This window comes from Dactylococcopsis salina PCC 8305, assembly GCF_000317615.1.
Taxonomy (GTDB): Bacteria; Cyanobacteriota; Cyanobacteriia; order Cyanobacteriales; family Rubidibacteraceae; genus Halothece; species Halothece salina.
This window is the reverse complement of the sequence record NC_019780.1, coordinates 2,532,875-2,555,773: the sequence shown is the minus strand read 5'-3', so window position 1 is coordinate 2,555,773 and position 22,899 is coordinate 2,532,875. Positions and strand designations below refer to the sequence as shown.

At 42.0% G+C, this 22,899-nt stretch carries 26 protein-coding genes and 1 pseudogene; 12 read left to right on the top strand and 15 right to left on the bottom strand.

Annotated features, from left to right (window positions below; translation table 11 throughout):
* Window positions 1–39: 39 nt before the first annotated feature.
* The 5 genes from pyrF (at window position 40) to DACSA_RS12530 (ending at window position 4,171) form a co-directional block, all read left to right on the top strand.
* Window positions 40–738, top strand: a complete 699-nt coding sequence (gene pyrF, locus DACSA_RS12550) for an orotidine-5'-phosphate decarboxylase (protein ID WP_015230106.1) — start codon at window positions 40–42, stop codon at window positions 736–738.
* Window positions 738–1,283 (top strand): hypothetical protein, encoded by a 546-nt coding sequence (locus DACSA_RS12545; RefSeq protein WP_015230105.1) that lies wholly within the window; start codon window positions 738–740, stop codon window positions 1,281–1,283. Before pyrF ends, DACSA_RS12545 begins: the two co-directional genes overlap by 1 nt.
* Before the next feature lie 74 nt (window positions 1,284–1,357).
* Window positions 1,358–2,341 (top strand): metal ABC transporter solute-binding protein, Zn/Mn family, encoded by a 984-nt coding sequence (locus DACSA_RS12540; protein ID WP_015230104.1) that lies wholly within the window; start codon window positions 1,358–1,360, stop codon window positions 2,339–2,341.
* A 218-nt stretch (window positions 2,342–2,559) separates the two neighbouring features.
* On the top strand, window positions 2,560–3,357 hold the full coding sequence (locus DACSA_RS12535; protein ID WP_015230103.1) for a metal ABC transporter ATP-binding protein: 798 nt from the start codon (window positions 2,560–2,562) through the stop codon (window positions 3,355–3,357).
* Window positions 3,350–4,171 carry a metal ABC transporter permease gene (locus DACSA_RS12530; RefSeq protein WP_015230102.1) on the top strand — a complete coding sequence of 274 codons (822 nt, stop codon included), beginning with the start codon at window positions 3,350–3,352 and terminating at the stop codon, window positions 4,169–4,171. The genes DACSA_RS12535 and DACSA_RS12530 overlap by 8 nt, the downstream gene beginning before the upstream one ends.
* Window positions 4,172–4,180: 9 nt before the next feature.
* Here the strand turns inward: DACSA_RS12530 and DACSA_RS23085 are convergent.
* The 6 genes and pseudogenes from DACSA_RS23085 to DACSA_RS12505 all read right to left on the bottom strand — a co-directional run.
* Window positions 4,181–4,378, bottom strand: a pseudogene (locus tag DACSA_RS23085) (ferritin); the annotation flags it as partial.
* A gap of 117 nt (window positions 4,379–4,495) precedes the next feature.
* Window positions 4,496–4,807, bottom strand: coding sequence for an NADH-quinone oxidoreductase subunit NuoK (gene nuoK / locus DACSA_RS12525; protein WP_015230101.1), 312 nt, complete (start codon window positions 4,805–4,807; stop codon window positions 4,496–4,498).
* A gap of 12 nt (window positions 4,808–4,819) precedes the next feature.
* Window positions 4,820–5,437 carry an NADH-quinone oxidoreductase subunit J gene (locus DACSA_RS12520; protein ID WP_015230100.1) on the bottom strand — a complete coding sequence of 206 codons (618 nt, stop codon included), beginning with the start codon at window positions 5,435–5,437 and terminating at the stop codon, window positions 4,820–4,822.
* 105 nt (window positions 5,438–5,542) lie between these two features.
* Window positions 5,543–6,175: an NAD(P)H-quinone oxidoreductase subunit I gene (gene ndhI / locus DACSA_RS12515; RefSeq protein ID WP_015230099.1), complete on the bottom strand. Its 633-nt coding sequence runs from the start codon at window positions 6,173–6,175 to the stop codon at window positions 5,543–5,545.
* A 53-nt stretch (window positions 6,176–6,228) separates the two neighbouring features.
* Window positions 6,229–7,347: an NADH-quinone oxidoreductase subunit NuoH gene (gene nuoH, locus DACSA_RS12510; protein ID WP_015230098.1), complete on the bottom strand. Its 1,119-nt coding sequence runs from the start codon at window positions 7,345–7,347 to the stop codon at window positions 6,229–6,231.
* A gap of 165 nt (window positions 7,348–7,512) precedes the next feature.
* Entirely contained in the window at window positions 7,513–8,649 is a 1,137-nt protein-coding gene (locus tag DACSA_RS12505; protein WP_015230097.1) for a citrate synthase, read from the bottom strand.
* Window positions 8,650–8,811: 162 nt separating this feature from the next.
* On the opposite strand from DACSA_RS12505, the gene DACSA_RS12500 reads away from it, so the two are divergent.
* A complete protein-coding gene (locus DACSA_RS12500) occupies window positions 8,812–9,690 on the top strand; it encodes a phosphatidate cytidylyltransferase (RefSeq protein ID WP_015230096.1) in 879 nt (292 codons plus the stop codon).
* 153 nt (window positions 9,691–9,843) lie between these two features.
* On the opposite strand, the gene DACSA_RS12495 is transcribed toward DACSA_RS12500, so the two are convergent.
* Window positions 9,844–10,959, bottom strand: coding sequence for a 5-(carboxyamino)imidazole ribonucleotide synthase (locus DACSA_RS12495; protein WP_015230095.1), 1,116 nt, complete (start codon window positions 10,957–10,959; stop codon window positions 9,844–9,846).
* Window positions 10,959–11,462 (bottom strand): pentapeptide repeat-containing protein, encoded by a 504-nt coding sequence (locus tag DACSA_RS12490; protein WP_015230094.1) that lies wholly within the window; start codon window positions 11,460–11,462, stop codon window positions 10,959–10,961. Before DACSA_RS12490 ends, DACSA_RS12495 begins: the two co-directional genes overlap by 1 nt.
* 259 nt (window positions 11,463–11,721) lie before the next feature.
* Here DACSA_RS12490 and DACSA_RS12485 point away from each other — a divergent pair, with 259 nt between their 5' ends.
* Entirely contained in the window at window positions 11,722–12,366 is a 645-nt protein-coding gene (locus tag DACSA_RS12485; protein ID WP_015230093.1) for a PD-(D/E)XK nuclease family protein, read from the top strand.
* A 94-nt stretch (window positions 12,367–12,460) separates the two neighbouring features.
* Here the strand turns inward: DACSA_RS12485 and nblS are convergent, their stop codons facing one another.
* From nblS to DACSA_RS12450, 7 genes are all read right to left on the bottom strand, one after another.
* On the bottom strand, window positions 12,461–14,461 hold the full coding sequence (nblS, locus tag DACSA_RS12480; RefSeq protein ID WP_015230092.1) for a two-component system sensor histidine kinase NblS: 2,001 nt from the start codon (window positions 14,459–14,461) through the stop codon (window positions 12,461–12,463).
* Window positions 14,462–14,770: 309 nt separating this feature from the next.
* The gene (locus DACSA_RS12475; RefSeq protein ID WP_015230091.1) at window positions 14,771–15,337 is read right to left on the bottom strand and encodes a TIGR04376 family protein; all 567 of its coding nucleotides are present in this window, start codon (window positions 15,335–15,337) and stop codon (window positions 14,771–14,773) included.
* A 12-nt stretch (window positions 15,338–15,349) separates the two neighbouring features.
* Window positions 15,350–16,411, bottom strand: a complete 1,062-nt coding sequence (locus DACSA_RS12470; RefSeq protein ID WP_015230090.1) for a hypothetical protein — start codon at window positions 16,409–16,411, stop codon at window positions 15,350–15,352.
* Between the two features lie 175 nt (window positions 16,412–16,586).
* Window positions 16,587–17,414: a 4-hydroxy-tetrahydrodipicolinate reductase gene (gene dapB, locus DACSA_RS12465; protein WP_041235480.1), complete on the bottom strand. Its 828-nt coding sequence runs from the start codon at window positions 17,412–17,414 to the stop codon at window positions 16,587–16,589.
* A 72-nt stretch (window positions 17,415–17,486) separates the two neighbouring features.
* The gene (locus DACSA_RS12460) at window positions 17,487–18,086 is read right to left on the bottom strand and encodes a CPP1-like family protein (protein ID WP_015230088.1); all 600 of its coding nucleotides are present in this window, start codon (window positions 18,084–18,086) and stop codon (window positions 17,487–17,489) included.
* 49 nt (window positions 18,087–18,135) lie between these two features.
* Window positions 18,136–18,420, bottom strand: coding sequence for a TatA/E family twin arginine-targeting protein translocase (locus tag DACSA_RS12455; RefSeq protein WP_015230087.1), 285 nt, complete (start codon window positions 18,418–18,420; stop codon window positions 18,136–18,138).
* Window positions 18,421–18,463: 43 nt separating this feature from the next.
* Window positions 18,464–19,660 (bottom strand): Coenzyme F420 hydrogenase/dehydrogenase, beta subunit C-terminal domain, encoded by a 1,197-nt coding sequence (locus tag DACSA_RS12450; protein WP_015230086.1) that lies wholly within the window; start codon window positions 19,658–19,660, stop codon window positions 18,464–18,466.
* Between the two features lie 271 nt (window positions 19,661–19,931).
* On the opposite strand from DACSA_RS12450, the gene DACSA_RS12445 reads away from it, so the two are divergent.
* The 5 genes from DACSA_RS12445 to DACSA_RS12425 all read left to right on the top strand — a co-directional run bounded on the left by DACSA_RS12445 (window position 19,932) and on the right by DACSA_RS12425 (window position 22,875).
* Window positions 19,932–20,363 (top strand): LYR motif-containing protein, encoded by a 432-nt coding sequence (locus DACSA_RS12445; protein ID WP_015230085.1) that lies wholly within the window; start codon window positions 19,932–19,934, stop codon window positions 20,361–20,363.
* Between the two features lie 39 nt (window positions 20,364–20,402).
* A complete protein-coding gene (locus DACSA_RS12440) occupies window positions 20,403–21,875 on the top strand; it encodes a leucyl aminopeptidase (RefSeq protein WP_041235479.1) in 1,473 nt (490 codons plus the stop codon).
* Between the two features lie 85 nt (window positions 21,876–21,960).
* Entirely contained in the window at window positions 21,961–22,200 is a 240-nt protein-coding gene (tumA, locus tag DACSA_RS12435; protein WP_015230083.1) for an antitoxin TumA, read from the top strand.
* The gene (tumE, locus tag DACSA_RS12430; protein ID WP_015230082.1) at window positions 22,197–22,577 is read left to right on the top strand and encodes a toxin TumE; all 381 of its coding nucleotides are present in this window, start codon (window positions 22,197–22,199) and stop codon (window positions 22,575–22,577) included. Before tumA ends, tumE begins: the two co-directional genes overlap by 4 nt.
* Before the next feature lie 34 nt (window positions 22,578–22,611).
* Window positions 22,612–22,875 (top strand): hypothetical protein, encoded by a 264-nt coding sequence (locus tag DACSA_RS12425; RefSeq protein WP_015230081.1) that lies wholly within the window; start codon window positions 22,612–22,614, stop codon window positions 22,873–22,875.
* The last annotated feature ends 24 nt before the right edge of the window (window positions 22,876–22,899 follow it).

Here is a 22,899-nt window from a genome sequence, read left to right as displayed (position 1 = left end):
GGATTAAATTACAAATACTGAAACAATAACTACTTTTTTATGTTACCACAAGAACGGATTATTGTTCCTTTAGATGTTCCCGATTTAGAAAGCGCGATCGAGCTTACCAAAACACTCCCTGATGTGACGTTTTGGAAAGTGGGATTAGAACTTTTTGTCAGTGCTGGAACGTCGATTTTAGACTATCTAAAAGAACAAGAAAAACGCATTTTTCTCGACCTTAAATTCCATGATATCCCCAACACGATCGAGGGCGCTTGTCGCTCGGCGATGAAATACAATGTTGATCTGCTCACTGTCCATGCTACCGCAGGAAAAGAAGCCTTAAAAGCAGCAGTAAAAGCCAAAAAAGAAAGCAATTCCTCAACTAAATTAGTGGCGATTACACTCTTAACTAGCATCAACACAAGAGAACTAGCTTTAGACTTAAAAATACCTTTGGAATTACCAGAATATACCTTGCAAATGGCAATTTTAGCACAAGATTCGGGGTTAGATGGAGTGGTTTGTTCTCCTCAAGAAGTCGGTGAGATCAGGCGAGTGTGTGGGGAAAATTTTTGGTTAGTTTGTCCTGGAGTACGTCCGACTTTTTCCCAAAAAGGCGATCAAAAACGGGTGATGACTCCAAAAGAAGCCTTACAATCTGGGGCGGATTATTTAGTGATTGGTCGTCCAATCACACAATCGGAAACACCCGAAATTGCATGGCAACAAATTTGTCAGGAAATTGCACAATAATGAAACATTTATTAATCGGAATTGGTTCTCTAACTTTCGCATCGATCGGGCTTTTTTTTCCGTCAATTGTTCAAGCTGAAGCCAGTTGTCCTCAAAGCATTGAACCCTTAACCAATCAATTATTAAAAGACTTACCTGGATATGCCAATCGGGTACTTCAACGAACCCAACTTCCCTCAAGAACACAAGATAATTCCACTTATTTTATTTTAGCTGGACAGCCAGAATATAATCCTCTCACCGAAAACTTACAAGGAGATTATATTCCCACCTTTCCCGAAGCAGAAACCGAAACCGTAAAACAGGTATTTTTCACGACTTTAGAACGAAGATATAGTTCAAGAAAAGTAGATTCCGTTGAGAGTTATCATTGGTTATTTCTCACTAAAACTCAACAGGGTTGGCGACAAGTTTTGTTATATTCCCGTTTTGGTTTAACTGACAAAACTCATCCTCCCACCCCTCCAAAAGAAACCAGTAATGGGATTATTGGAAAAGCGATTCAGTTATGGTTAAGAGATTGTCGGTTTCGGGAAGTCGAGTAAAGATACGCCATGATCTCGGTTGACGCGAGAATGATTTACAATGATAATGATTATCAATGTAGATTGAGGAAAAGATGAAACGATCGAGGCTAACTTATTTAATCGCATTGCTTTCCAGCGCGACTTTGTGGGTGGGATGTAGCACTTCCGAGGAAACCACAGAAATTTCCTCAGCAACAGCAACAGAGGAAAAATTAGACATTACCGTTAGCATTCTCCCCCAGAAGTATTTTGTGGAACGAATCGGCGGTGATACCGTTGAGGTGAATGTGATGGTGGAACCGGGTGCGTCTCCCGCGACTTATGAACCGAAACCAGAACAAATGAAGGCGTTAAGCGATGCTGAGGCTTATTTGCGAATTGGTGTTCCCTTTGAGAAGAGTTGGATGTCACGGATTGAAAGTGCTAATCAACAGATGAAATTAGTGGATTTGACGCAAGGGATCGATCGACGAGAGATGTCTCATCATCATCACCATGAGGGAGAAGCACATAATCATGATCATCATCACGGAAAAGAAGAACATGATCACGATCATCACGAGGAAGAAAAGGAAACAGCCAACCTTGATCCTCACATTTGGTTATCTCCAGAATTGGTGAAAAAACAAGCGGAAACCATTTACACCGCATTAGTGGAATTAAATCCAGAAAAAGAAACTTATTATCAAGAAAATCTAACTGAGTTTATTTCTGATCTTGAAAATTTAGATCAAAATATTGAAGAAACATTAACGGATTTAGAACAAAGAACGTTTATGGTTTTTCATCCGTCTTGGGGATATTTTGCAGAAGAATATAATTTAGAAATGATCCCGATCGAGGTGGGAGGAACTGAACCCAGTGCGGCGGAACTTTCTCAGTTTATTAAACAAGCAAAAGCAGAAGAAATCAGTGTAATTTTTGTACAGCCGCAATTTGGAGTTAGAAGCGCAGAAGCGATCGCAAAATCAGTTAATGCTGAAGTTTTAGAAATTGATCCGTTAGCAGAAAATTGGTTAGAAAATATGCAGTCAGTGGCGACAACTTTTGACACAGTTTTAAGTGAGAAAAACTAAGAGAGTATATTTATCCCCCCTAACCCCCCTTTGAAAGGGGGGAAATAATAAAAAGACGACCATGTAGGTTGGGTGGAGGGAAACGTAACCCAACACCAATCAATGATAAAAAGTAGGTTGGGTGGAGGGAAACGTAACCCAACACCAATCAATGATAAAAAGTAGGTTGGGTGGAGGGAAACGTAACCCAACACTTAGAAGGCAAGGCGCAAAAATCAATGAGTGAAAATCATCAAAATGGAAGTCACTCTTCCGAGATTATTCAGATAAAAAATCTGTGGGTGACTTATGAAAAAGAATCGGTTTTACAAGACATTAATCTTACAGTGTGCGATCGAGATTATATTGGCATTATTGGTCCCAATGGTGGCGGAAAAAGTACCCTATTTAAAGTTGTCTTGGGATTAATTTCTCCTCAACAGGGAGAGATTAAAATTTTGGGGAAATCAGTAGAAAAAGGAAGACGTTTTATTGGTTATGTTCCCCAAATTATGCAGTTTGATCTCGCTTTTCCCATTACTGTTGCTGAGGTGGTACGGATGGGGCGTTTAGGAAAGCGGAAATTATTACAACCTTATCAAAAACGAGATGAAGCAGTGGTCAAACGAGTATTAGATCAGGTAGGATTATTGCAGTGGCGCGATCGAGCGCTCTCGGAATTATCAGGAGGACAACGACAACGAGTTTATATTGCTCGTGCTTTAGCCACTGAACCGAAAATTCTTCTCCTTGATGAACCCACCGCAAATTTAGATCAAGAGGTTTCTTCTACTCTCTACGAATTACTCCATCAACTGAATGAGTTTGTTACGATTTTGATGATTTCCCATGATATCAGTGCGGTTTCCTCTTATGTGAAAACGATCAGCTGTTTAAACCGAAAACTGCATTATCACAACAGTAATCAAATTACTTCCCAGATGATCAAACAAACTTATGGGAACACTGTTCAACAAGTAGTTCATGTTCCCCAACGTTTTTTAGCCCAACATCAAGAGGACAATAATAATGCTTGAAGCGTTACAATATGAGTTTTTTCGCAATGCAATTATTGCGGGAATTTTAGTTAGTATTGCAGGAGGAATTATTGGCAGTTTAGTTGTTGTTAATCGCGTTGTATTTGTGGCTGGTGGAATCGCTCATTCTGCTTATGGTGGAGTGGGAATGGGATTATTTTTTAGCTTTGATCCTGTTTTCGGTGCATTAGGATTTAGTATTCTCTCTGCACTTTTAATGGGTGCGGTACAACGTAAAAAAAACTTGCGCCGTGACACTGCGATCGGAATGTTATGGGCGATCGGGATGGCGATCGGAATTATTTTAACCGATTTAACTCCAGGTTATAAATCAGAATTACAAAGTTATCTATTCGGTAGCATTTTAGCAGTTTCCAGCGATAATTTATGGCTGATGTTTGCCGTTGATGTTATTATTATTTTGTTAGTTTCTATCTTTTATAAAGAATTACTTGCGATCTCTTTTGATGAAACTTTTGCAATGGTTAGGAACATTCCTGTTAATCAAATTTATTTATTATTGATGGGAATTATTGCGCTTGCGGTGGCGATGATGATGCAAGTGGTGGGTTTAATTTTAGTAATTGCTTTGTTAGCAATTCCCGCAGCATTAAGTGGTCAATTTGTCAAGGATTTAAAAGCAATGATGGGGTTAGGAATTGGGTTTAGTTTACTATTTACGATCGGGGGTTTAGGATTATCTTATACCCTTAATTTAACCTCTGGTGCGACAATTATTTTAGTCAGCGCGATCGGCTATTTAATCACTTTAATCTTTAAACCCCTGATCATGCCATTACTCAAAAATAGCTAGAATCGAACGCTACATTGCTTCACCATTGCCATTTTCAGGAAGACTCATCGCCGTTGCTTCTTGATCTTTCTGAGTTAATATTTTTCCAACTTCTCGATCAATAAAAAAGATGCCTTGACCTTCTGTTCCAATCATTTCGATCTTATCTAGAATACTCTTAAATAAAAACTCTTCTTGATGTTGTTCCGCAACATACCACTGTAAAAAATCGAAATGGTATTAGGTGGAGGTGACGAAACCCAACAGCAATCAGAACCATTCCTTATAATGGGTGTTGGGTTGCGCTTCGCTTCACCCAACCTACGATGTGCTGCATGGGTTTTGTTACCATTTCAGTAAGTTAAACTGTTCCATATCTACAGTGTTGCGGTTACGGTAAATGGCGAGAATAATTGCTAATCCCACCGCCGATTCTGCAGCAGCAACAATAATCACAAATACGGCGAAAACTTGTCCTTTTAGTTCCACTGGATCGAGAAAACTAGAAAAGCCAATGAGGTTTAAGTTAACTGCATTTAAAAGAAGCTCGATCGACATCAAAACTCGAACGACATTACGACTGGTAACTAAGCCATAAATGCCAATACAAAACAAACCCGCTGCCAGAATTAAATAATACTCTAACTGTAATTCCATTGTCACTCCTTATTATTTGTCCGATTCATCTTTCCCAACAGAAATCAGTTCCCGAGGGCGTTCCTGTAATTGATAGGCTTCAGTTTGCGCTAAATCTGGCTGTTTTTCCTCTGGAATTAAATCCCGACGGGCGAGAATAATCGCCCCGACCATGGTAATTAATAACAAAACCGATGCTAATTCAAACGGTAAGAGAAAATCACTAAAAAAGTGTTTACCAATTGTGATAATTGATCCTTCTGTAATCACACCAGCGCGATCGGCGATCGACCATGGTGTAGAAATTGCCATCGTTCCCAACAACGCAAATAAACCGATACAAACTAAAGCCGTTGCCGTTGTTCTGATCCAACTGCGATTCATTGCGGGAAACGTCTCTTTCTTGTTCACCAACATAATGGCAAACAGAATTAAAACATTAACCGCACCCACATAAACCAAAATTTGAGACGCGGCGACAAATTCTGCATTCAGTAAGAGATAAAGTCCAGAAATACTAATAAAAACGCCACCTAATAAAAATGCCGAATAGACAATATTTCTAAGTAAAACCACACCTAAAGCAGCCGCGAACATCATCGCTGCCAGAATAATAAACGATACAAATTGAACGCCTTGTGCTAAATCCACAACTCTTAATCCTTATTTTTTTACCTGACAATTTATTTTTTTCCCGTTTGGGAAGGGAGAAGAATGTTGTTTACTCCTCCCATAATTCGTTTAAGAAGACGAACCTTAATTTTTACTAGCCTCTTGTTCGTCTTGATTTTCTTCTTTTTCCCGTTCTAATTCCTCCAGAATATCTTGAGGATAACATCCTGCACGTAAAGACCCTTTCGGTAAATCGTGAGGATCAGTGACTCCTTTCGGGAGATAACCAAACTCTCTAAGCGGAGTAACCATTGGGTCTTGAGTCACCTTGTAGGGGAGTCGTCCCATAGCAACGTTATCATAGTTCAGTTCGTGTCGATCGAAGCTGGCTAACTCGTAATCTTCCGTCATGGAAATGCAGTTAGTGGGACAGTATTCCACACAATTGCCGCAGAAAATGCAAACCCCGAAATCAATACTATAGTGTTTGAGTTTCTTCTGTTTTTTCTTCCCGACTTTTTCAAACTCCCAATCGACAACAGGAAGATTAATCGGACAAACCCGAACACAAACTTCACAGGAGATGCACTTATCAAACTCAAAGTGAATTCGTCCCCGATAGCGTTCCGAAGGGATCACTTTTTCATAGGGATATTGAACCGTAACGGGGCGCCGTCCTAAGTGATCAAAGGTAACAGATAGCCCTTGACCGATATATTTTGCCGATTGCCAGGACGTTTTCGCGTAATCACTGACTTGTTTGAGAATTTTAAACATAAGTCTTGGAATTGTGTCTTCAAAAAATGTTCAACGTGAGAAACAAAAGCAACTTAACCGCCAAAGAAAGCAGGGAAAGTCAGTTTTAATCCTGCGGTAAGAAGTAAATTAACCAAAGCAACAGGAAGCAGGAATTTCCAGCCTAAATCAAGCAGTTGGTCAATCCGAACGCGAGGCACTGTCCAACGCAGTAAGATGGCAATGAACAGGAGAAAATAGGCTTTCATTAGAGTCATTATGATCCCTAACGATGCGGTTAAAATTTGTAACCAAGGTGTATTTTCTGCAACGCCTAGCCAGTTCGCCATCTGCGAGAGGGGAATGGGAAACTCCCAACCACCGAGGTAGAGAATCGCAAAGAGTAAAGCCGAGAGAACAAGGTTAACGTAAGAACCGAGGTAAAACAGGGCAAATTTCATCCCTGAGTATTCGGTTTGATAACCAGCGACTAATTCTTCTTCTGCTTCGGGTAAGTCGAAGGGTAGGCGTTCACATTCTGCTAGGGCTGCGATCCAGAAAATGAGGAAACCTGCGGGTTGTCGCCAAACATTCCAGCCTAAAATCCCATAACCCGCTTGTTGTTCAACAATGTCAATGGTGCTGAGACTATTGGACATCATTACGATCGCCAGCACAGAAAGAGCGAGAGGGATTTCATAACTAATAGATTGAGCCGCCGCTCTGAGTCCCCCGATCAGGGAATATTTGTTATTTGACGCATATCCAGCCATCAGTAGCCCGATCGGCGCGATACTAGAAAGCGCAATCCAGAGGAAAATTCCCATTCCAATGTCACTGATGATGAGATTTTGTCCAAAAGGAACAATTAAAAAGGAAAGGAAAACGGGAATCACCACCAGTACCGGACCGAGAGTAAATAAGAGGGAATCAGATTTAGCAGGAGTAATGTCCTCCTTAAATACCAGCTTAATGCCATCAGCAACTGGTTGTAATACCCCCAAAGGTCCCGCATATTCAGGACCGATGCGTTGTTGCGCGGCAGCGGAAATTTTCCGTTCTAACCAAACGCTGACTAATACGCCAACGGTTGCAACGATAATCATTAAAAACATCGGTAAAGGCATCCACAGGGCTTTCGCCGCACCTGCTGGAACACCGAAGGCTTTTAGAGATTCGAGAAAATTAGTTTGCAGATCAATGCCTGAATTCATGTTTTTTATGTGATTGAATTTACTTTATGATTGAGATTAAATCGGGTTGACTTTCTCTCTAAAATGAATCAGCTTTAATTAAGATTTGTTTCCTACCGACCAGTATATCGTTCACTGGGGTTTCCCTCAGTGAGGTAGCATGATGATTCGTGCTTATGGATGGGATTATCGTTTTTCAATTGGTACATAAGAACGGTTATGCTCGCCGATATATTCTTGAGTCGGTCGAAAAATCCGATTCACGGCGAGTTGTTCTTTCCAATGGGCTAACCAACCCGCAACGCGAGCAATGGCGAAAATGGGCGTAAATAGGTCGGTGGGGATGCCTAAATGACGATAGACTAATCCCGAATAAAAATCAACGTTGGCATAAATGCCTTTGTGGGCGAGTTTTTCTTTGACGACTTTTTCTAACTCTACTGCGATTTTATAGTATCGATCGAAGCCAGCTTGGGCAAAGAGTTGCTCGGCTAATTCTTGTAAAATGGTTGCGCGTGGGTCTTTCACTTGATACACCCGATGGCCAAACCCCATAATTTTCTGTTTATTGGCAACCGCTTCTTCCACATAAGGACGCACATTTTCCACTGAGCCAATTTGCTCTAAAATCGAGATCACTTCCTCATTTGCACCGCCATGTAAAGGACCGGCCAAAGTTCCCACCGCCGAAGCCATCACCGCATAAGGATCAGTAAGCGTAGAAGCCGTTACCATTGCAGAAAAAGTAGAAGCATTAATGGTGTGTTCTGCGTGTAGGGTTAAGCAAACATCAAACACTCGCGCTTCAAAGGGATCAGGCTCTCGTTCCGTGAGCATATACAAGAAATTACTGGCATAGTCTAAATCATCTCGCGGTTGGACAGGATCATTTCCTTTACGCATTAATTGAAAAGCGGCGACCATAGTCGGGATTTTTGCCAGAAGACGCACCACTGCTTCTCGGATATATTCGGGGTTATCTAAAGCGCGACGAGAGTAGAAGAGTCCTAACGCCGCAGCGGAGGCTTGTAAGGCATCCATGGGATGACCACTTTCGGGAAAGCATTTCATCATATCCCGAATGCGATATTTAATGCGACGGTGATAGCGGACTTCGGTTTCAAAACTTTCTAACTCCCCTTGACTGGGTAACTCTCCCCAAATCAGTAAATATGCTGTTTCTAGGAAGTGGCTTTGGTTTGCGAGTTCTTTTATCGGGATTCCTCGATACTCTAGAATGCCTTTTGTTCCATCAACATAACTAATTTCAGAGCGGGTTGCAGGAATTCCTTCTAAACCGGGTTTGTACTCGCAGCCTTTCATAGAACAGTTACCTTATTTTAAAACAGAGTCGATATCACAATAATTTATCGCAAAATTGCCAGTGATGGTTGATTTTTCCTGTGCTTTAAGCGGTCAATTCTGACGAAAATTCTAGATAATGGGGAAATGTCCCTCTAATCTTCCCTCTTTTTGGAGTTTTTTATGTCTTGGAGTCGCCTCATTAGCGCAATTGTTGCCATTATTGTCGCCCTCGGAATGATTGTTTTGGGAGGATGGTATTTTACGTTTGGATTTTGTGTAATCGTTTTTTTAGGACAGTTAGAGTATTTTCAACTGGTGCGGGCTAAGGGCATTGAACCAGCCGCAAAAACGACTTTGGTGGTTTCGCAACTGCTTTTGATTACCGCCACGATCGCGCCGCATTTAGCGGATGCGATGTTTCCCATTGCAGGAAGTTTAATCTGTTTTTATTTACTTTTTCTACCCAAAATGTCCACGATCGCTGACATTGCGACTTCCCTACTGGGGTTATTCTATGGCGGTTATCTCCCTAGTTACTGGATTCGTTTACGAGTGGGAATTGATCAAAATGTAGAAACGGTTTTACCCTTTAATGGCTATTTACCGCAATCGTGGCTCGATTTTACTCAGTTTCCTCAAGGCTTAACCTTAACGTTTCTCGCGTTTGGTTGCATTTGGGCGGCGGATATTGGGGCGTATGTGATGGGAAAAATGTTGGGAAAAACTCGTTTATCTGATATTAGTCCGAAAAAAACCGTAGAAGGGGCAATTTTCGGCTTTTTGGGGAGTATTCTGGTTGCTTTAGGGGGCGCTTGGTATCTTCATTGGCAGTTTTGGTGGGGAACTGGTTTATTTTTTGGGGGAATGATTGGAGTCAGCAGTTTGTTGGGGGATTTAACTGAGTCGATGATTAAACGAGATGCTGGGGTGAAAGATTCTGGACAGTTGATCCCTGGACATGGGGGGATTTTAGATCGCACTGATAGTTATGTTTTTACTGCACCCCTGGTTTATTATTTTGTGACTTTATTATTACCCTTACTGGATCAAGCAGTTTGAGGGCGGGGTCATACCATTTTGGAACAGTCAAGTTACAATCACTCCCCCCTAACCCCCCTTTGAAAGGGGGGAAAAGAAGGGGGGTGGTATGTAGCGCTAATTAATAACCCATGGTAAACAAGGCGCGATCGCTTCCCCACGTCCATTTCCTTGCTAACTGTACCAAATCTCAGACACTTGATCCGCGATCGCGCTGGCTTCAGCAATACTATCTCCTAATACGGTAACATGACCTAATTTCCGTCCTGGACGGACTTCTGTTTTTCCATACCAATAGAGATGACTGTTGGCGATCGATTTGAGTTGTTTTTGTTTCTCAGGATATGATGTTGTTCCCGATTCATACCCTAATAAATTCACCATGGCGGCGGCTTTTGCTTTGATTTGGGGAGAGGTTAAAGTTTCACCCGTAATCGCTTTTAAGTGCATGGCAAACTGAGACACATCACAAGCATCAAGTGTGTAATGTCCAGAGTTATGGGTGCGTGGCGCGATTTCATTCACTAACACTCGGTGATCTTCGGTGAGAAAAAATTCAATCCCAAAGATTCCCACCCAATTTAGGGCATCTAAAAGAGTTTGCGCGATCGCGCCCATTTCGGCTTCTAATTCCTCAGTAATCCGTGCTGGCGCAATCACACGCTGACACACCTGATCACGCTGATAGGTTTCCACCACAGGATAAACGATCGTTTCCCCATTCACCCCTCGCGCCGCCATCACCGCCAGTTCTCGATCAAATGGGATAAAGTTCTCCACCAACACTGGAATCCCCTGTAATTGTTCCCAAACCGCCTCTAGGGAGGATTCATTTTTAACAATAAACGTTCCCTGTCCGTCGTAACCATGTCGTCTCACCTTCACCACCAACGGAAACTCATCCCCTTGAAAGTGATTTTTCCCTGCGATCACACTTTTAAAAGCGGGAATCGGTATCCCTAACGCTTGCAAAAAACAACGCTGTTCAAACTTATCCAACAACGGCGCGATCGAGGCTAAACTGGGATAAAAAACTGTCTGATCTTGAAATCGACTCAACCCCAACTGATCAATAAACTCATTCTCAAAAGTCAACACCTCACAAGCCGCCGCTAACCTCTCCGTCGCGCCCAAATCCGACAGAGACGCAATCACACTTTCTTCCGCCACCGCTACTGCTGGATCACTGTTGTTAGGGGTTTGTACCCATAGAGACACCCCCAACTTTTGCGCTTCTATTCCCATCATCCAGGCGAGTTGTCCGCCGCCAATCACACCCACTCGTTGCATTAGAAACACCCCAAAGACTCACGAGTTGCGACCCCAGTTTCCTCATTGACACCAGTTGCCATTTCACAAAGTTGATTATACTGTTGATTATCTAAAACTGCGTTAGTAAAATCAGCCCCAGTAATATCAACATCTTTAAGGATCGCCCGACTGAGAATCGCATCTTCTAAGATCGCTTGGGAGAGATCAGCATTGGTAAAATCCACCCCATTGAGTACAGTAAACGTAAAATTTGCCCCGTGTAAATTCGCATTTTTCATTACTGATGCTGTAAAAATTGATCCACGCAAGTCAGCATTACTTAAATCAGCGCCAGTTAAATTTGCGTCGGAGATTTCTCGCAGTTGTAGGGTTTCCCCCGATAAATCTTCTTCGGATAAATCAGCACTAATTAAGGATTGACGTTGAAACCGAGTTGAAGTTTGTGCTTCCGCATTCAAGGGGAGAAATAGCACTAAGCAAACCAGTAACCCACTTAAAACCTGAGTAAATTTTTTCATCATTATCAATTGGATTCAGAATTCATTATTCATTGTTCATCTTTCAGGGTTGCTTGTCTAGCATTCTCCATCCTCATTTTTTAGGCTTTGCGGATTCATCTACTTTCCCACGCCTAACTCGCTGACCAAACGCACTATATTATAGTGTTTTTACACATGATTACGCACTGAGGCGCGATCGCGGCAACAAACAAAGTTTTCTAGAGTTTATAATTGAGACCGAAAAGTTGATAGCTCTTGTTTAAATTCTAAGACTATTATAATGGCACAAACGATCGCGATCGAACGTAATCTGAAAACCCTTGGACAATTGCAAACTGAGTTTGGTTTAAAACGTGCTGAAACTGAAGATTTCTTTCAAGAATGGCAAACAGAATTACCTGAAAATTCGGCGATCGACCAATCCTTATTAGATGAAATTAAACAGCAATATTTTTACCAACTTAGTCAAGGTCAACTCGGAGAAGAAACCATTAAACTGATTGTTTTATCTCCCTTATTAAAAGCCGCTGGTTTTTACGATCCTCCCTTTCAATTTAAAGCCGAAGCAACGGTAGAATTTTCAGTAGTTGGGGAAGACAAAACCTATAGAGGACGAGTCGATGCACTGGTGTTACAGGAACAATTTTGGGTGGTGGTTATTGAATCAAAAGAAACCAGTTTTTCTTTAGAATTAGCCCTTCCTCAAGCCTTAGCTTATATGTTAGCTTCTCCTAAGTTGAAAAAGCCTGTTTATGGGATGGTAACTAATGGTGGAAATTTTATTTTCCTCAAACTTCAATCTTCAGAAGAATCAAAAAGGCACTATGAGTTATCGGATATCTTTTCTCTTTTACCCCGTCGCAATCAATTATATGAAGTCTTAGCAATTCTGAAAAAGTTCGGGGAAGAAGTGACAAGGGATTAGAAAACTGTCATATCTTTCTTACAGTAGGGTGGGCAAAGCCTACAAGCAGTAGGGTGGGCAGGGCAAACCCTACAAGATGTAACACCTACTAATGCTAAACCAACCAATGGACTTTTTCAGCAAGCCCTAATTGTTCATCTTTCAGGGTGGCTTGTCCATCCTCATTTTTTACTAACGCCGATTCATCTACCAATAAATCAAACCAAAACGTTGTTCCCACACCTAACTCGCTAACAAGACGCACCATGCTATGGTGTTTTTCCACAATGTTACGCACGATCGATAACCCTAAACCCGTTCCCTCTAAGGTATGAACTTGGTTTTCGACTCGGAAAAATCGATCGAAGATCGCTTCTTGATCTTCAGGATCAATGCCAATTCCCGTGTCTGCAATTTCTACCCGCACTTGGGGATTAGGATGGTAGGGATGATCTTCAGGATCAAGCAAATAAGCGCGAATCATCACTTTCCCCCCAGCTTCGCTAAATTTGAGGGCATTTCCGACTAAATTCGCTAAAACTTGCAGTAAGAGGTCATAATTTCCCATTACTGGCGGTAAATCTGCTTCTACCTCTTGCAACAATTCAATTTCTTTATCTTTCGCATTCAAATGATAGCTACGAAGCGTCTGCTCGATCGGGTGACTTAAATCAACCGCCGTCATCTGATACACTTTAGAAGATTCGAGACGGGATAAATCGAGAACATCGTTCACCAAACGAGTTAATCGATCGGTTTCGCTGTTTGTGGTGTGTAGAAACTCTTTTCGTTCTTCTTGGGATAACTCTTCCCCATATTCGGAAAGGGTTTCAATAAACGATTTAATATTAAACAGTGGCGTTCTCAACTCGTGAGAGACATTACTAATAAACTGACTTTTCGCCTTATTGAGTTCCACTTCTCGCGTGATATCCTGAACCGTAATCGCCAGTCCTTTGATACTTTCTCGATATTGGTCTAAAACACGAGTCAGAAGGATGCGAACCGTGCGTTCATGGGGCGTTCCTAAAGTAATCCGAAACTCAGCGCCATAGCGATTCGACTCATCCGTTTCACTGTCTTCTGTTTCCGAATTGGCTTTGGCAATCACTTCTTGTAGCGGTTCGCTGATTTCCATTTTCACTTCATGGGGGAGATGATGTAGAACATTTTCCCCAATCACTGCTTTTCCTTCCCAACCAAAAATTCGTTGCGCGGTAGGGTTAACCAACATCACTTGTAAATTTGTATCAATCAAAACCGCCCCATCAGCAATGGTAGAAACCAGCGTTTCCAGTTTCGCTTTCTCTGCGGTTAACTCCTCAATATTTTGTTCTTCGTATCGAGCTAATCGTTCCGCCATATAATTAAAACTGGAGATTAGTTCTCCTAACTCTCCGCCTAATGGCAGTTCAATCCGTTGTTTAAAGTTTCCAGCGGCGATATTTTTCACGCCCATCAATAATTCTTTAATCGGTTTGGTGATGGTTAAAGCATTAAATACCGCACCCAAAATCACCATTGCCCAAATTGAGATAAAAACCGCGATCGTCACGTCTCGTGTTAAATTCGAGGAAGCAACCACAGTGGGATTCGGATTAATGCCAACCGCTAAAACACCCAGATATTGATTGTCGTATTGGAGGGGAACAAAAACATCAGTGACTTCTCCATTGGGAGTGAGGTGTTGACGCACTAACGGCTGTTCTGCGTCTTCAGAATAACTATCAGGAAGTTGAATCCGTCGTTGGATAGTGAGTGTATTATCTCCTTCCGCTTCTGAGAAAGGAATCCCAAAACGGATTTTCCCATCAGGTTCGGCGTAGAGAATGTAACGGACACTGGAAGTGCTACTATAAAAGCGTCCTGAAAAGAGGGCAACTTCCGTGAGGTCATCTTCGGCAACGAGAGGGGCAATATTCGCGGCTAAAAGCAGTCCTAAGTCTCGTCCGAAACGGGTGTCGTTCATACGCGCATCTTGTTGGATGGTGTTAACCGCCCAAAAGGTCAAACCACTCATTACCAGTGAGACAACCAATGTTCCCACTGCCATTAAGCGAGTTTGGAGAGTAAATTCTGACCACCAACGGGCGAAAATTTCACGGAGTGTATTCAATTTGCTAACACCTTACGCCTGCGATCGCAACTAAACTGCCGTCTCTATTGTCGCATAGTTCCTGATCACTGCATTTTTGCTTAATTATTTTTCATAAGTAGGGGTGAACTATTTTGCCCCCTAAATCCCCCAATTCTGGGGGACTTCCATCTGTTTTCAGAAGATGATCAAAAGTAGGTTGGGTGAAGCGAAGCGAAACCCAACACCAATCATAAACAATTACCCGAACTTGCCCCCTAAATCCCCCAATTCTGGGGGACTTCTTTGAACTTGCCCCCTAAATCCCCCAATTCTGGGGGACTTTCATCTTTATTTTCTCTGCTTCATTGCATTTAATTCTTGTTCCACTTCCCAGTTGCGAAACTTCTCCTCTAATTCATCATAAGCGGAATTAACCTTAGACCCATAAACTGTTTCAGGATTCCAAGTCGAATTATAATCCGACTTAACTCCTTGCTTTGACTTCACTTGTTGGGCTTTTGCTTTCACCTCTTTTTGCCGTTGTCTTACTTTTTCTACTAATTCTTCTCCTTGACGAATTTGCTCTTTTATGCCCTTCATTTTGCCCCATTTTTGATTCCCTAAACGGAGTAAACTGGCTTCTTTTTCTTGGGCGGCTTCTAATAAGTCTTGACGGTTCGCGGCTTTAGCTTTTTCGACTCTTTGATGCCATAATTTGATATCTTGCGCGATCGAAAGAATTTCATTCTCTACAGTTTTTTCTTGCTTTTTCAAGTCTAAGATCAAGCGAATTGTATCTTTTTCTTGCTCTCTTAACTGTTCTTCTAAGGCCTGTAATTCTAAATGGGGATTATTCCTTAAAAATTCATCTAAACGAGTCTCTAAAAACTGGGTTAAATCATCTAATAAACTCACGAATTATACTCCTTACTGAACTGATAATTTACCGCCAACATACATCGTTTTTTGTTGATTCTTGTTGGCAAAAATTGCTTGCTGGTTCGCCACTGTCACCAACTCCCAGTTACTCCCAGGAATGTTTTCCCCTAACATTACCCGTTGTGTTCTTCCTTCTACTTTTAATAAGGCTGCTGAATGTTCTCCTAATTCTAACAAACCGATTAAGGTATGCTCTGGAAGTGCTGGCGGTTTCTCGGAAGGGCTGGGTTGGCTTTCTTTTGGGGGAGAAGAAGGGTTGGGTGTAGTTTCCTGTGTGGTTTCTTTTGGGGGAGAAGAAGGGGTTGGTGTCGGTTGTTGAGTGGTTTCTTTTGGGGGAGAAGAAGGGGTTGGTGTCGGTTGTTGAGTGGGGGGAGGAGGAGGAAGCGCTGGGAGGGAAGAAATTTGACTCTTTTCTACTTTTTTTGTCCCCGAAGTAACCGCAACTGATTCGGTTTTTGGCTGAATCGGTTGAATGGGATCAGGTTTTTTCTCTGGTTTTGCGATCGCTTTTTCCTGTTTAATTTCCCCTAACGCTCTCGCCATATATTGGATAAATTCTGAATTGGAATTAACTTGATTTCGATCGGTTTCTAGAGAACTAACTGTTCCCTGATTCTCATTAATAGCTGCGATCGACAAATTATTTTCTTTTAATAAGAATAAACTCCAAACCAGGAAAGAACAAGAACCTAAGAAAACAATTTTATCAAGGTGACGTAACCACAGGGGAACTGTTTTTTTTTCTGGTGTCTTTTGGACAAATTGCTCTCGCTTACTCTCAGGATAGGATACCATCGAATCAGACATCGATCGAGATAAGGAATGAGAGAATCCTTCCCTGATGGGGGTTGGGGAGGATGTTCCCCAATGAGCCGCCACTTGCGTTTGTGCGATATATGTTCCTTGAGAAGAAAAGTATTCCTGTTTTCTCCAAGTTAGGGTTTGAAATTGATAATTCGGTTCTAAAACTTGGTCAATTTCCAAAAACAAATCATCAATCATGCGATTGGCTTTGCTTTCAATTTTTCGGGGACGGTTGGAGACAGTCATAATTTCTTCCTACCAAGATGATAAGGTTAAAAAATAGGAGTAATATCAGATTGAGGTAATTGCTCATCATTCCTGCTGGGTTTCGTCAACTCCACCGAACCTACTTGATTATCATTGATTGAGCAAATCTGATATAACATTTAACCAGTTATTAATTTCGTTGGGAAAAGTATCCCTACAAAATCTTTTCTAAACCATACACCAAAGATTTTAATTCTGTTACTTTACGGATGGCAAGTATTACCCCAGGCATATAAGCGGCTCGATCGGTGGTATCATGGCGCAAAGTATAAGTTTGTCCACTTGCCCCAAAAATCACTTCCTGATGAGCGATTAACCCAGGTAAACGGATACTATGAACATTAATGTTATCATTTGCCAATGCTCCTCTAGCACCCGTTAACGTCTCCTGTTCCTCTACTTGCGCTGGATTATAAGTTTTCCCATTGCCACTGAGCATTTGAGCGGTTTTAATGGCAGTACCACTGGGAGCGTCTGCTTTTTGATTGTGGTGGAGTTCGATAATTTCCACGTGATCAAAGTATTTTGACGCTTGTATCGCCGCTTGTTGCAATAAAACAATGCCAATGGAAAAATTAGGAACAACTAACGCCCCTGTGGTTGCTTTTTCCGCGAAATCCGTTAAATCGGAGAGTTGTTTATCCGTTAAACCTGTTGTTCCCACCACTGGACGCACCCCGTAGGCGATCGCGGTGCGAGTGTTCTCATACACACTATCAGGGTGAGTAAAATCAACCATTACCCCTTGGGTGGGATATTGAGTTGCCATCACCAGTGTTCCCTGTAGATCATTGAGAAGGGGAACTTCCAACGCACCACAACCGACCACTTCTCCGACATCTTCCCCAATGTAAGCTGGATTTTGATCCACTGCTCCGACAAGGGTCATTCCTTCCGCTTGGGAAACCGCTTTAATTACCTCACGCCCCATTTTTCCTGCAGCACCATTAACCACTACAGGAATCATTGATTCCTCTGTCATTACTTTTTTATTTTCCTTTAACCACTGGTGAGCATTTTAACAGGATTCGGAAAGCACATTTTTTTTGATCAGTTATCTTAAAAAACTACTTGCCAACCACAAGAAGAATAACGCCGCTAAACTGGTAAACTGTTCTTCTGGCATTCCTGCTGCCACAACTGGCGCTAGGGTTGCTCCTAAGCCAAATCCCACTAATAAACTCAGTAAACTAATAATTAAAGCACGCCCCAAACGCTTTTCTTTACGGTTTAATAAATAAGCACAAGCGGCAAATCCTAAACCCAAGGTCAGGGAAGCACTGTCAACCGAGGAAAGCGTAATGGCAACAAGGACAATGGAAATACCAGAGGAAAGTAATAAATCATTGCGGGAGGGAGTATCAAGCAGTCTTTGTAGCCAAGCGGGAGAAGTTCCCTGACTAGATGACGGGGGTTGCGGTTTAGCAGGTTTCGCTCTTTCAGGAAAACGAATGCGCTCTGGAACTTTAATTTTCCCTTCTTGACGAAGACGCAAACGATCCATAATTACAGCATCATAAGCCTCTTCTACGGCTTCTTTCTGCCGTTGATCATCTTGATATTCTTGAGTCAGCCGCGTTTTGGCTTGTTGTATCTCTTCAAAGGATGCGTCTTCCGTTACGCCTAATTGTTCATAGGGATTTTGCTCATTCATTCTTTTCTCCTTTTATGAGGTGTTGGTAATGATCGCTGATATAGTCAGATTAACTGTTGACTTTCGATTGTTCCGTTGATTCTTCTTGAGATACGGTTTCAGTTTCCGAGGAACTGGGTTCGAGTTGAGCGTTCATTTTCACGGAGTCATTTTTTTGAGCTTTACTGGTTTCTCGTTTAAACTCGTTTTCAAATTCCCGTGAGGCATCTTGAAAGCCACGAATCGCTTTACCGAGACTGCTGCCAATTTCTGGTAACTTTTTCGGTCCGAACACAAGTAAGGCGATGACAAAAATCAATCCCATTTCGGGTAAACCAATGCCAAATACATTCATGTTAAATTCTCCTGATCAGGTGGCTCGTTTCTAGTGTATCTTTTCAGTCTGTTGGTAGTTCGTATTGTTCCACAATTCGCTTCGCAAATTCGGGGACATGATCCTCTAGTTTTTCGGGATAGTTACGTTTGACATAGAGATAATTGCGAGTAAAGTGGGAATCAATGGAAAAGCGAGCATATTCTAAGCCTTTCGGACCAATTTTTTCAATGACAACTCCCATTAATTTCGCTGCCCACATGGGGAGGGTTACGCCTTGATCATACGCTGGGATGCTTTGTTGAACGGCGGCTTTCCGATTACCTTGGGAGCTTACTGGCTGCGTTTCCAGTTGATCTGCGACGAGGTTTAACATTTCTTTCCCAATATCATTACGCACTACCAGCCATTGGTATTGGAAGGGAGCGCCCATATAACCGACGACTAAATCGGCGAGAGAGTTAACATAATCAAAACAACTCATACAGGAAGGGGCGAAAACGTCTTTTAGTTTTTTGGTGTTGAGTCCAAAAAAGGGAACTTTCTCGATGCTGCCGTCTTCATGCTTAAAGTGAACTCGAAAGTCTTGCATAAATTCGTAGTGAACAACGGTTTCGGGGGATTTGCTGGTAGTTTCTAGGAATTTTTGCAGTCCTTCACGGGTGACATTATCGACGCAAGGCGTTCCTAAAACGTAGAGTTTTTCTAAGCCGATTTTATCTTGAACCGATCGTAGCGCTTGAATTTGACAGCCGACTCCGATGGCAAGAAGACGCTTAAACCCTGATTGTTCTACTTGTTCGAGAATTGATAAATTGGGGGAAAGGGTGGGTTTGTTCACACGAGCGGCTAACACTTCCTCTGGCGTTCGCGCTATGATTGGCATGGGTTGGAATCGATCGTCGGGGTGATTTTGCACACAGACCACTCCTTCTACTTTGCCTTGTGTTAACATTTCACAGGCGATCGAGCTTACAATTCCTGTCCATTGTGCGCCTTCAATTGGCTCTTTGTTTCGCGCCGCCATCATCTCTTGATGAACACCGAAATAGAGATCATCTTCTTGGGTTAAGTCTCGACTTTTGCCATGAGCTTCCGCTTCTAAGGCTGCAATTTGTTCATTGAGGAAGGCACAGGCTTCTTTAACGTAGTGGATATAATGGGTATCACATAACCCGCACTCACTACAAAGCGCTTTTGCTGGTCGTGGGCTATTGGGTTTCAGACCTTTAGCTTTATGATGGGAAGAAACAACACTCATGAAGAAACGTTTGGTTTAGTAATTTAAAGGCTACTTTTCTTAGCATAATTCAAGAATTGACAGGGGACAATTCAGCGTTACTGAATCTTCTATGATTGAGGTTAGGGTAACGTAAAATTAAAACAATTGATGACATAGCAATCCCAAATGAATTGTAAATTAATCCCCCCTAACCCCCCTTTGAAAGGGGGGAACGGTTTATCAAATTTTTACAAATGAATTAGAACTGCTATAAGTATTACAGAAATTCATTCCTAGACTGAGTAGTCTTATGATCAGAGAATTGAAAGGAGCTTTATCGCTGACAGTAACTCTCACTTTCCTTGTCAGTGGTTGCGCGGAAACAAAAACGAATCAATGTCGAGAAATTATTAGCATCGCTAATGGTACGGTGAAGGAAGCAAAGCAGTTAACAAATGATAGGAAAAGCACTGATCTCGAAGCCACTTTATTGGCGGCGGATACCATGGAACTGGCAGCAGAAGAAATGGCAAGTTTAGAAATTACTGATGAACAGTTACAAGCCTATCAAAAGGAGTTTGCGATTATGTATCGGGAGACAGCCACCGCGACTCGATCGTTTGTTAGAGCTTATGAGAATAAAGATAAAACTAACTTAAAACAAGCCCAAAAAGCAATCAAAGAAGCAACTGCTCCCGAAGAGGAATTAGTCACAAAAATTAATCAATATTGCTTAGAATAGGAAAGAGTATTGATTTTAAGAACGGATAAAAAAGCTAAGATGAAAGTACAAGCAACAGAGCAAACGACTTTAAGTTGGAGTGGTGATACCCTCGCTGTCGGGTTATTTGTCGGTGGCGTTACCGTCACTGGTGAATTAGCAGAATTAGATGAAAAGTTAGCTGGAACAATTAAAGAGTTAATTGCAGAAACCAATTTTGAAGGAAAAGCTGGCAGTAATGTTGTGACACGAGTCGGGGGAAATACGCCCGTTCGCAAAATTATGTTAGTGGGGTTAGGGGAAACCAAAGATTTTAAGTTGGATACAGTTCGCGTCGCTGGCGGCTCGATCGCGCGGTTAGCAAAGTCTCAACACAGTAAAAACCTTGCCATCAGTCTCCCGATCGTTGATAATAATCAAGCCCTCACCGCGCAAGCAATCACAGAAGGAATCACCCTCGCTCTTTACGAAGATCGTCGTTTCAAGTCGGAACCAGAAGAGAACCCCTTAAAACTGGAAAGCGTGGAATTATTGGAATTAGGGGATCAAGCCGCCGCCATTACCAAAGCTGAACAAATTTGTGATGGGGTAATTCTCGCGAAACAATTGGTCGCCGCGCCAGCCAACTCCGTTACCTCTGTCACTCTTGCAAACTTAGCCGAAGAACTGGCAGCGGAACACGGTTTAGAAGTAGAAATTCTAGAAAAAGAAGACTGTGAAAAACTCGGTATGGGAGCATATTTAGGGGTAGCTCAAGCCTCGGATATTCCCCCGAAATTTATCCATCTCACCTACAAACCCCAAGGTACACCCCGCCGTAAAGTTGCCATTGTCGGTAAGGGCGTAACCTTTGATTCTGGGGGATTAAACCTAAAACCTGCTGGAAGTGGCATCGAAACCATGAAAATGGATATGGGGGGCGCTGGTGCGACGCTTGGCGCAGCGAAAGCAATTGCTCAATTGAAACCCGATGTCGAAGTTCATTTTATTAGTGCTGCCACGGAAAACATGATTAGTGGTCATGCCATGCACCCAGGAGACATTCTCACTGCTTCTAATGGTAAAACGATCGAGGTGAACAATACCGACGCAGAAGGGCGGTTAACCCTTGCTGATGCCCTTGTGTTTGCGGAAAAATTAGGAGTGGATGCGATCGTTGATTTAGCGACACTCACGGGCGCTTGTGTGATTGCTTTAGGGGATGATATCGGTGGTTTATGGAGTACCGATGATCTCCTCGCAGATCAGTTAAAAAATGCGGCTGATGTGGGAGGCGAAAAAATCTGGCAAATGCCGTTAGAAGAAAAGTATTTTGAAGCGATGAAGTCAGAGATTGCTGACATGAAAAATGTTGGCCCCCGTCAAGGTGGTTCAATCACCGCAGCGTTATTTTTGAAGCAGTTTGTTAACGATACATCATGGGCGCATTTAGACATCGCCGGACCGGCTTGGATTGATAAAGAAAGCGGCGTTAACAACGCTGGTGCAACGGGTTTCCCCGTCAGAACTTTAGTGAACTGGGTTTGTAGCTAACTCAATCATTCTGAAAATTTAGGGGTGAACAATTGTTCGCTCCTATGGCACTACAGAAATTGTCTATTTATGGAGATTGTTTAGTATGCGTAAACAAATTGTCGAATATACCACCGAACTTGATGCCCTCATTGCCTTAGTTAAAACCCTTAAAACTTATGAAAATCGATATCAGATGGAGTCAGAGGAATTCTTTGAGCAATATTCCGAAGGCTTACTATCTGACGACGAAGACTTCCTGGAATGGTCTGGAAACTATCAACATTTTCTCGCTATTCGCCAAGAACTGAACACCCAACTTCAAAACCTTCAAAATGTCGCGTGATCTCCCTGCTAAAATACTTCGATCGTGTGGAGGCTTGCTTATCTCAGTATTCTGCTTTTTATGTTGAACAATTTCAAGGAACTTTACTCACCTCATCTAGAGCCAATTTGCGATTGCGAGTAAGAGCAAATCAAGTCTATCTCTTAGCAGTAAGCGAAGCAATTTTAGTCGTTGAGGGTCAGATAACATATCTTGATTATCGTTATCATTTTCAGGATGGAGAGAATCAGTTGATCTTTCGTTATGACAGCACACCACATTTTCCTGATCTTGAAACTTTTCCCGATCATAAACATCTTAAGGATCGGGTGATTGCCTCACAAAAGCCTGATCTTAGTGATGTTCTGCAAGAGGTGGCAAGATTTCTGGAAGGTTAAGGTAATCAAAAAATGAACTAAGGATAATATAACTATGAACACACAACTAATAGAATCGATTATTCAACTGATTAAAAGCCTAACTCCAGAAGAACAAGCCTTAATTGAAGCCAAACTTCACACTCAAGAAGATTGGGAAAACGAACATCAAGAACTTCTCCAACTAAAAAGAAAAGTATCAGATCGAGTTAATAGTCAACCATTTAATCCACCGATCGAAAAGTATTTAAATCAAGCAAAAGAAGAACGCATTGCCCAACAAGATGAAATTATTTCTAATTGCTTCAATGAAAATTAATCAATCTATGTTCAGCAATTTCCA

Coding starts and splice junctions, on each gene's coding strand:
- pyrF (WP_015230106.1), top strand. CDS start 40: ATGTTACCACAAGAACGGATTATTGTTCCTTTAGATGTTCCCGATTTA.
- DACSA_RS12545 (WP_015230105.1), top strand. CDS start 738: ATGAAACATTTATTAATCGGAATTGGTTCTCTAACTTTCGCATCGATC.
- DACSA_RS12540 (WP_015230104.1), top strand. CDS start 1,358: ATGAAACGATCGAGGCTAACTTATTTAATCGCATTGCTTTCCAGCGCG.
- DACSA_RS12535 (WP_015230103.1), top strand. CDS start 2,560: ATGAGTGAAAATCATCAAAATGGAAGTCACTCTTCCGAGATTATTCAG.
- DACSA_RS12530 (WP_015230102.1), top strand. CDS start 3,350: ATGCTTGAAGCGTTACAATATGAGTTTTTTCGCAATGCAATTATTGCG.
- nuoK (WP_015230101.1), bottom strand. CDS start 4,807: ATGGAATTACAGTTAGAGTATTATTTAATTCTGGCAGCGGGTTTGTTT.
- ndhI (WP_015230099.1), bottom strand. CDS start 6,175: ATGTTTAAAATTCTCAAACAAGTCAGTGATTACGCGAAAACGTCCTGG.
- nuoH (WP_015230098.1), bottom strand. CDS start 7,347: ATGAATTCAGGCATTGATCTGCAAACTAATTTTCTCGAATCTCTAAAA.
- DACSA_RS12505 (WP_015230097.1), bottom strand. CDS start 8,649: ATGAAAGGCTGCGAGTACAAACCCGGTTTAGAAGGAATTCCTGCAACC.
- DACSA_RS12500 (WP_015230096.1), top strand. CDS start 8,812: ATGTCTTGGAGTCGCCTCATTAGCGCAATTGTTGCCATTATTGTCGCC.
- DACSA_RS12495 (WP_015230095.1), bottom strand. CDS start 10,959: ATGCAACGAGTGGGTGTGATTGGCGGCGGACAACTCGCCTGGATGATG.
- DACSA_RS12490 (WP_015230094.1), bottom strand. CDS start 11,462: ATGATGAAAAAATTTACTCAGGTTTTAAGTGGGTTACTGGTTTGCTTA.
- DACSA_RS12485 (WP_015230093.1), top strand. CDS start 11,722: ATGGCACAAACGATCGCGATCGAACGTAATCTGAAAACCCTTGGACAA.
- DACSA_RS12470 (WP_015230090.1), bottom strand. CDS start 16,411: ATGACTGTCTCCAACCGTCCCCGAAAAATTGAAAGCAAAGCCAATCGC.
- dapB (WP_041235480.1), bottom strand. CDS start 17,414: ATGACAGAGGAATCAATGATTCCTGTAGTGGTTAATGGTGCTGCAGGA.
- DACSA_RS12460 (WP_015230088.1), bottom strand. CDS start 18,086: ATGAATGAGCAAAATCCCTATGAACAATTAGGCGTAACGGAAGACGCA.
- DACSA_RS12455 (WP_015230087.1), bottom strand. CDS start 18,420: ATGAATGTATTTGGCATTGGTTTACCCGAAATGGGATTGATTTTTGTC.
- DACSA_RS12450 (WP_015230086.1), bottom strand. CDS start 19,660: ATGAGTGTTGTTTCTTCCCATCATAAAGCTAAAGGTCTGAAACCCAAT.
- DACSA_RS12445 (WP_015230085.1), top strand. CDS start 19,932: ATGATCAGAGAATTGAAAGGAGCTTTATCGCTGACAGTAACTCTCACT.
- DACSA_RS12440 (WP_041235479.1), top strand. CDS start 20,403: ATGAAAGTACAAGCAACAGAGCAAACGACTTTAAGTTGGAGTGGTGAT.
- tumA (WP_015230083.1), top strand. CDS start 21,961: ATGCGTAAACAAATTGTCGAATATACCACCGAACTTGATGCCCTCATT.
- DACSA_RS12425 (WP_015230081.1), top strand. CDS start 22,612: ATGAACACACAACTAATAGAATCGATTATTCAACTGATTAAAAGCCTA.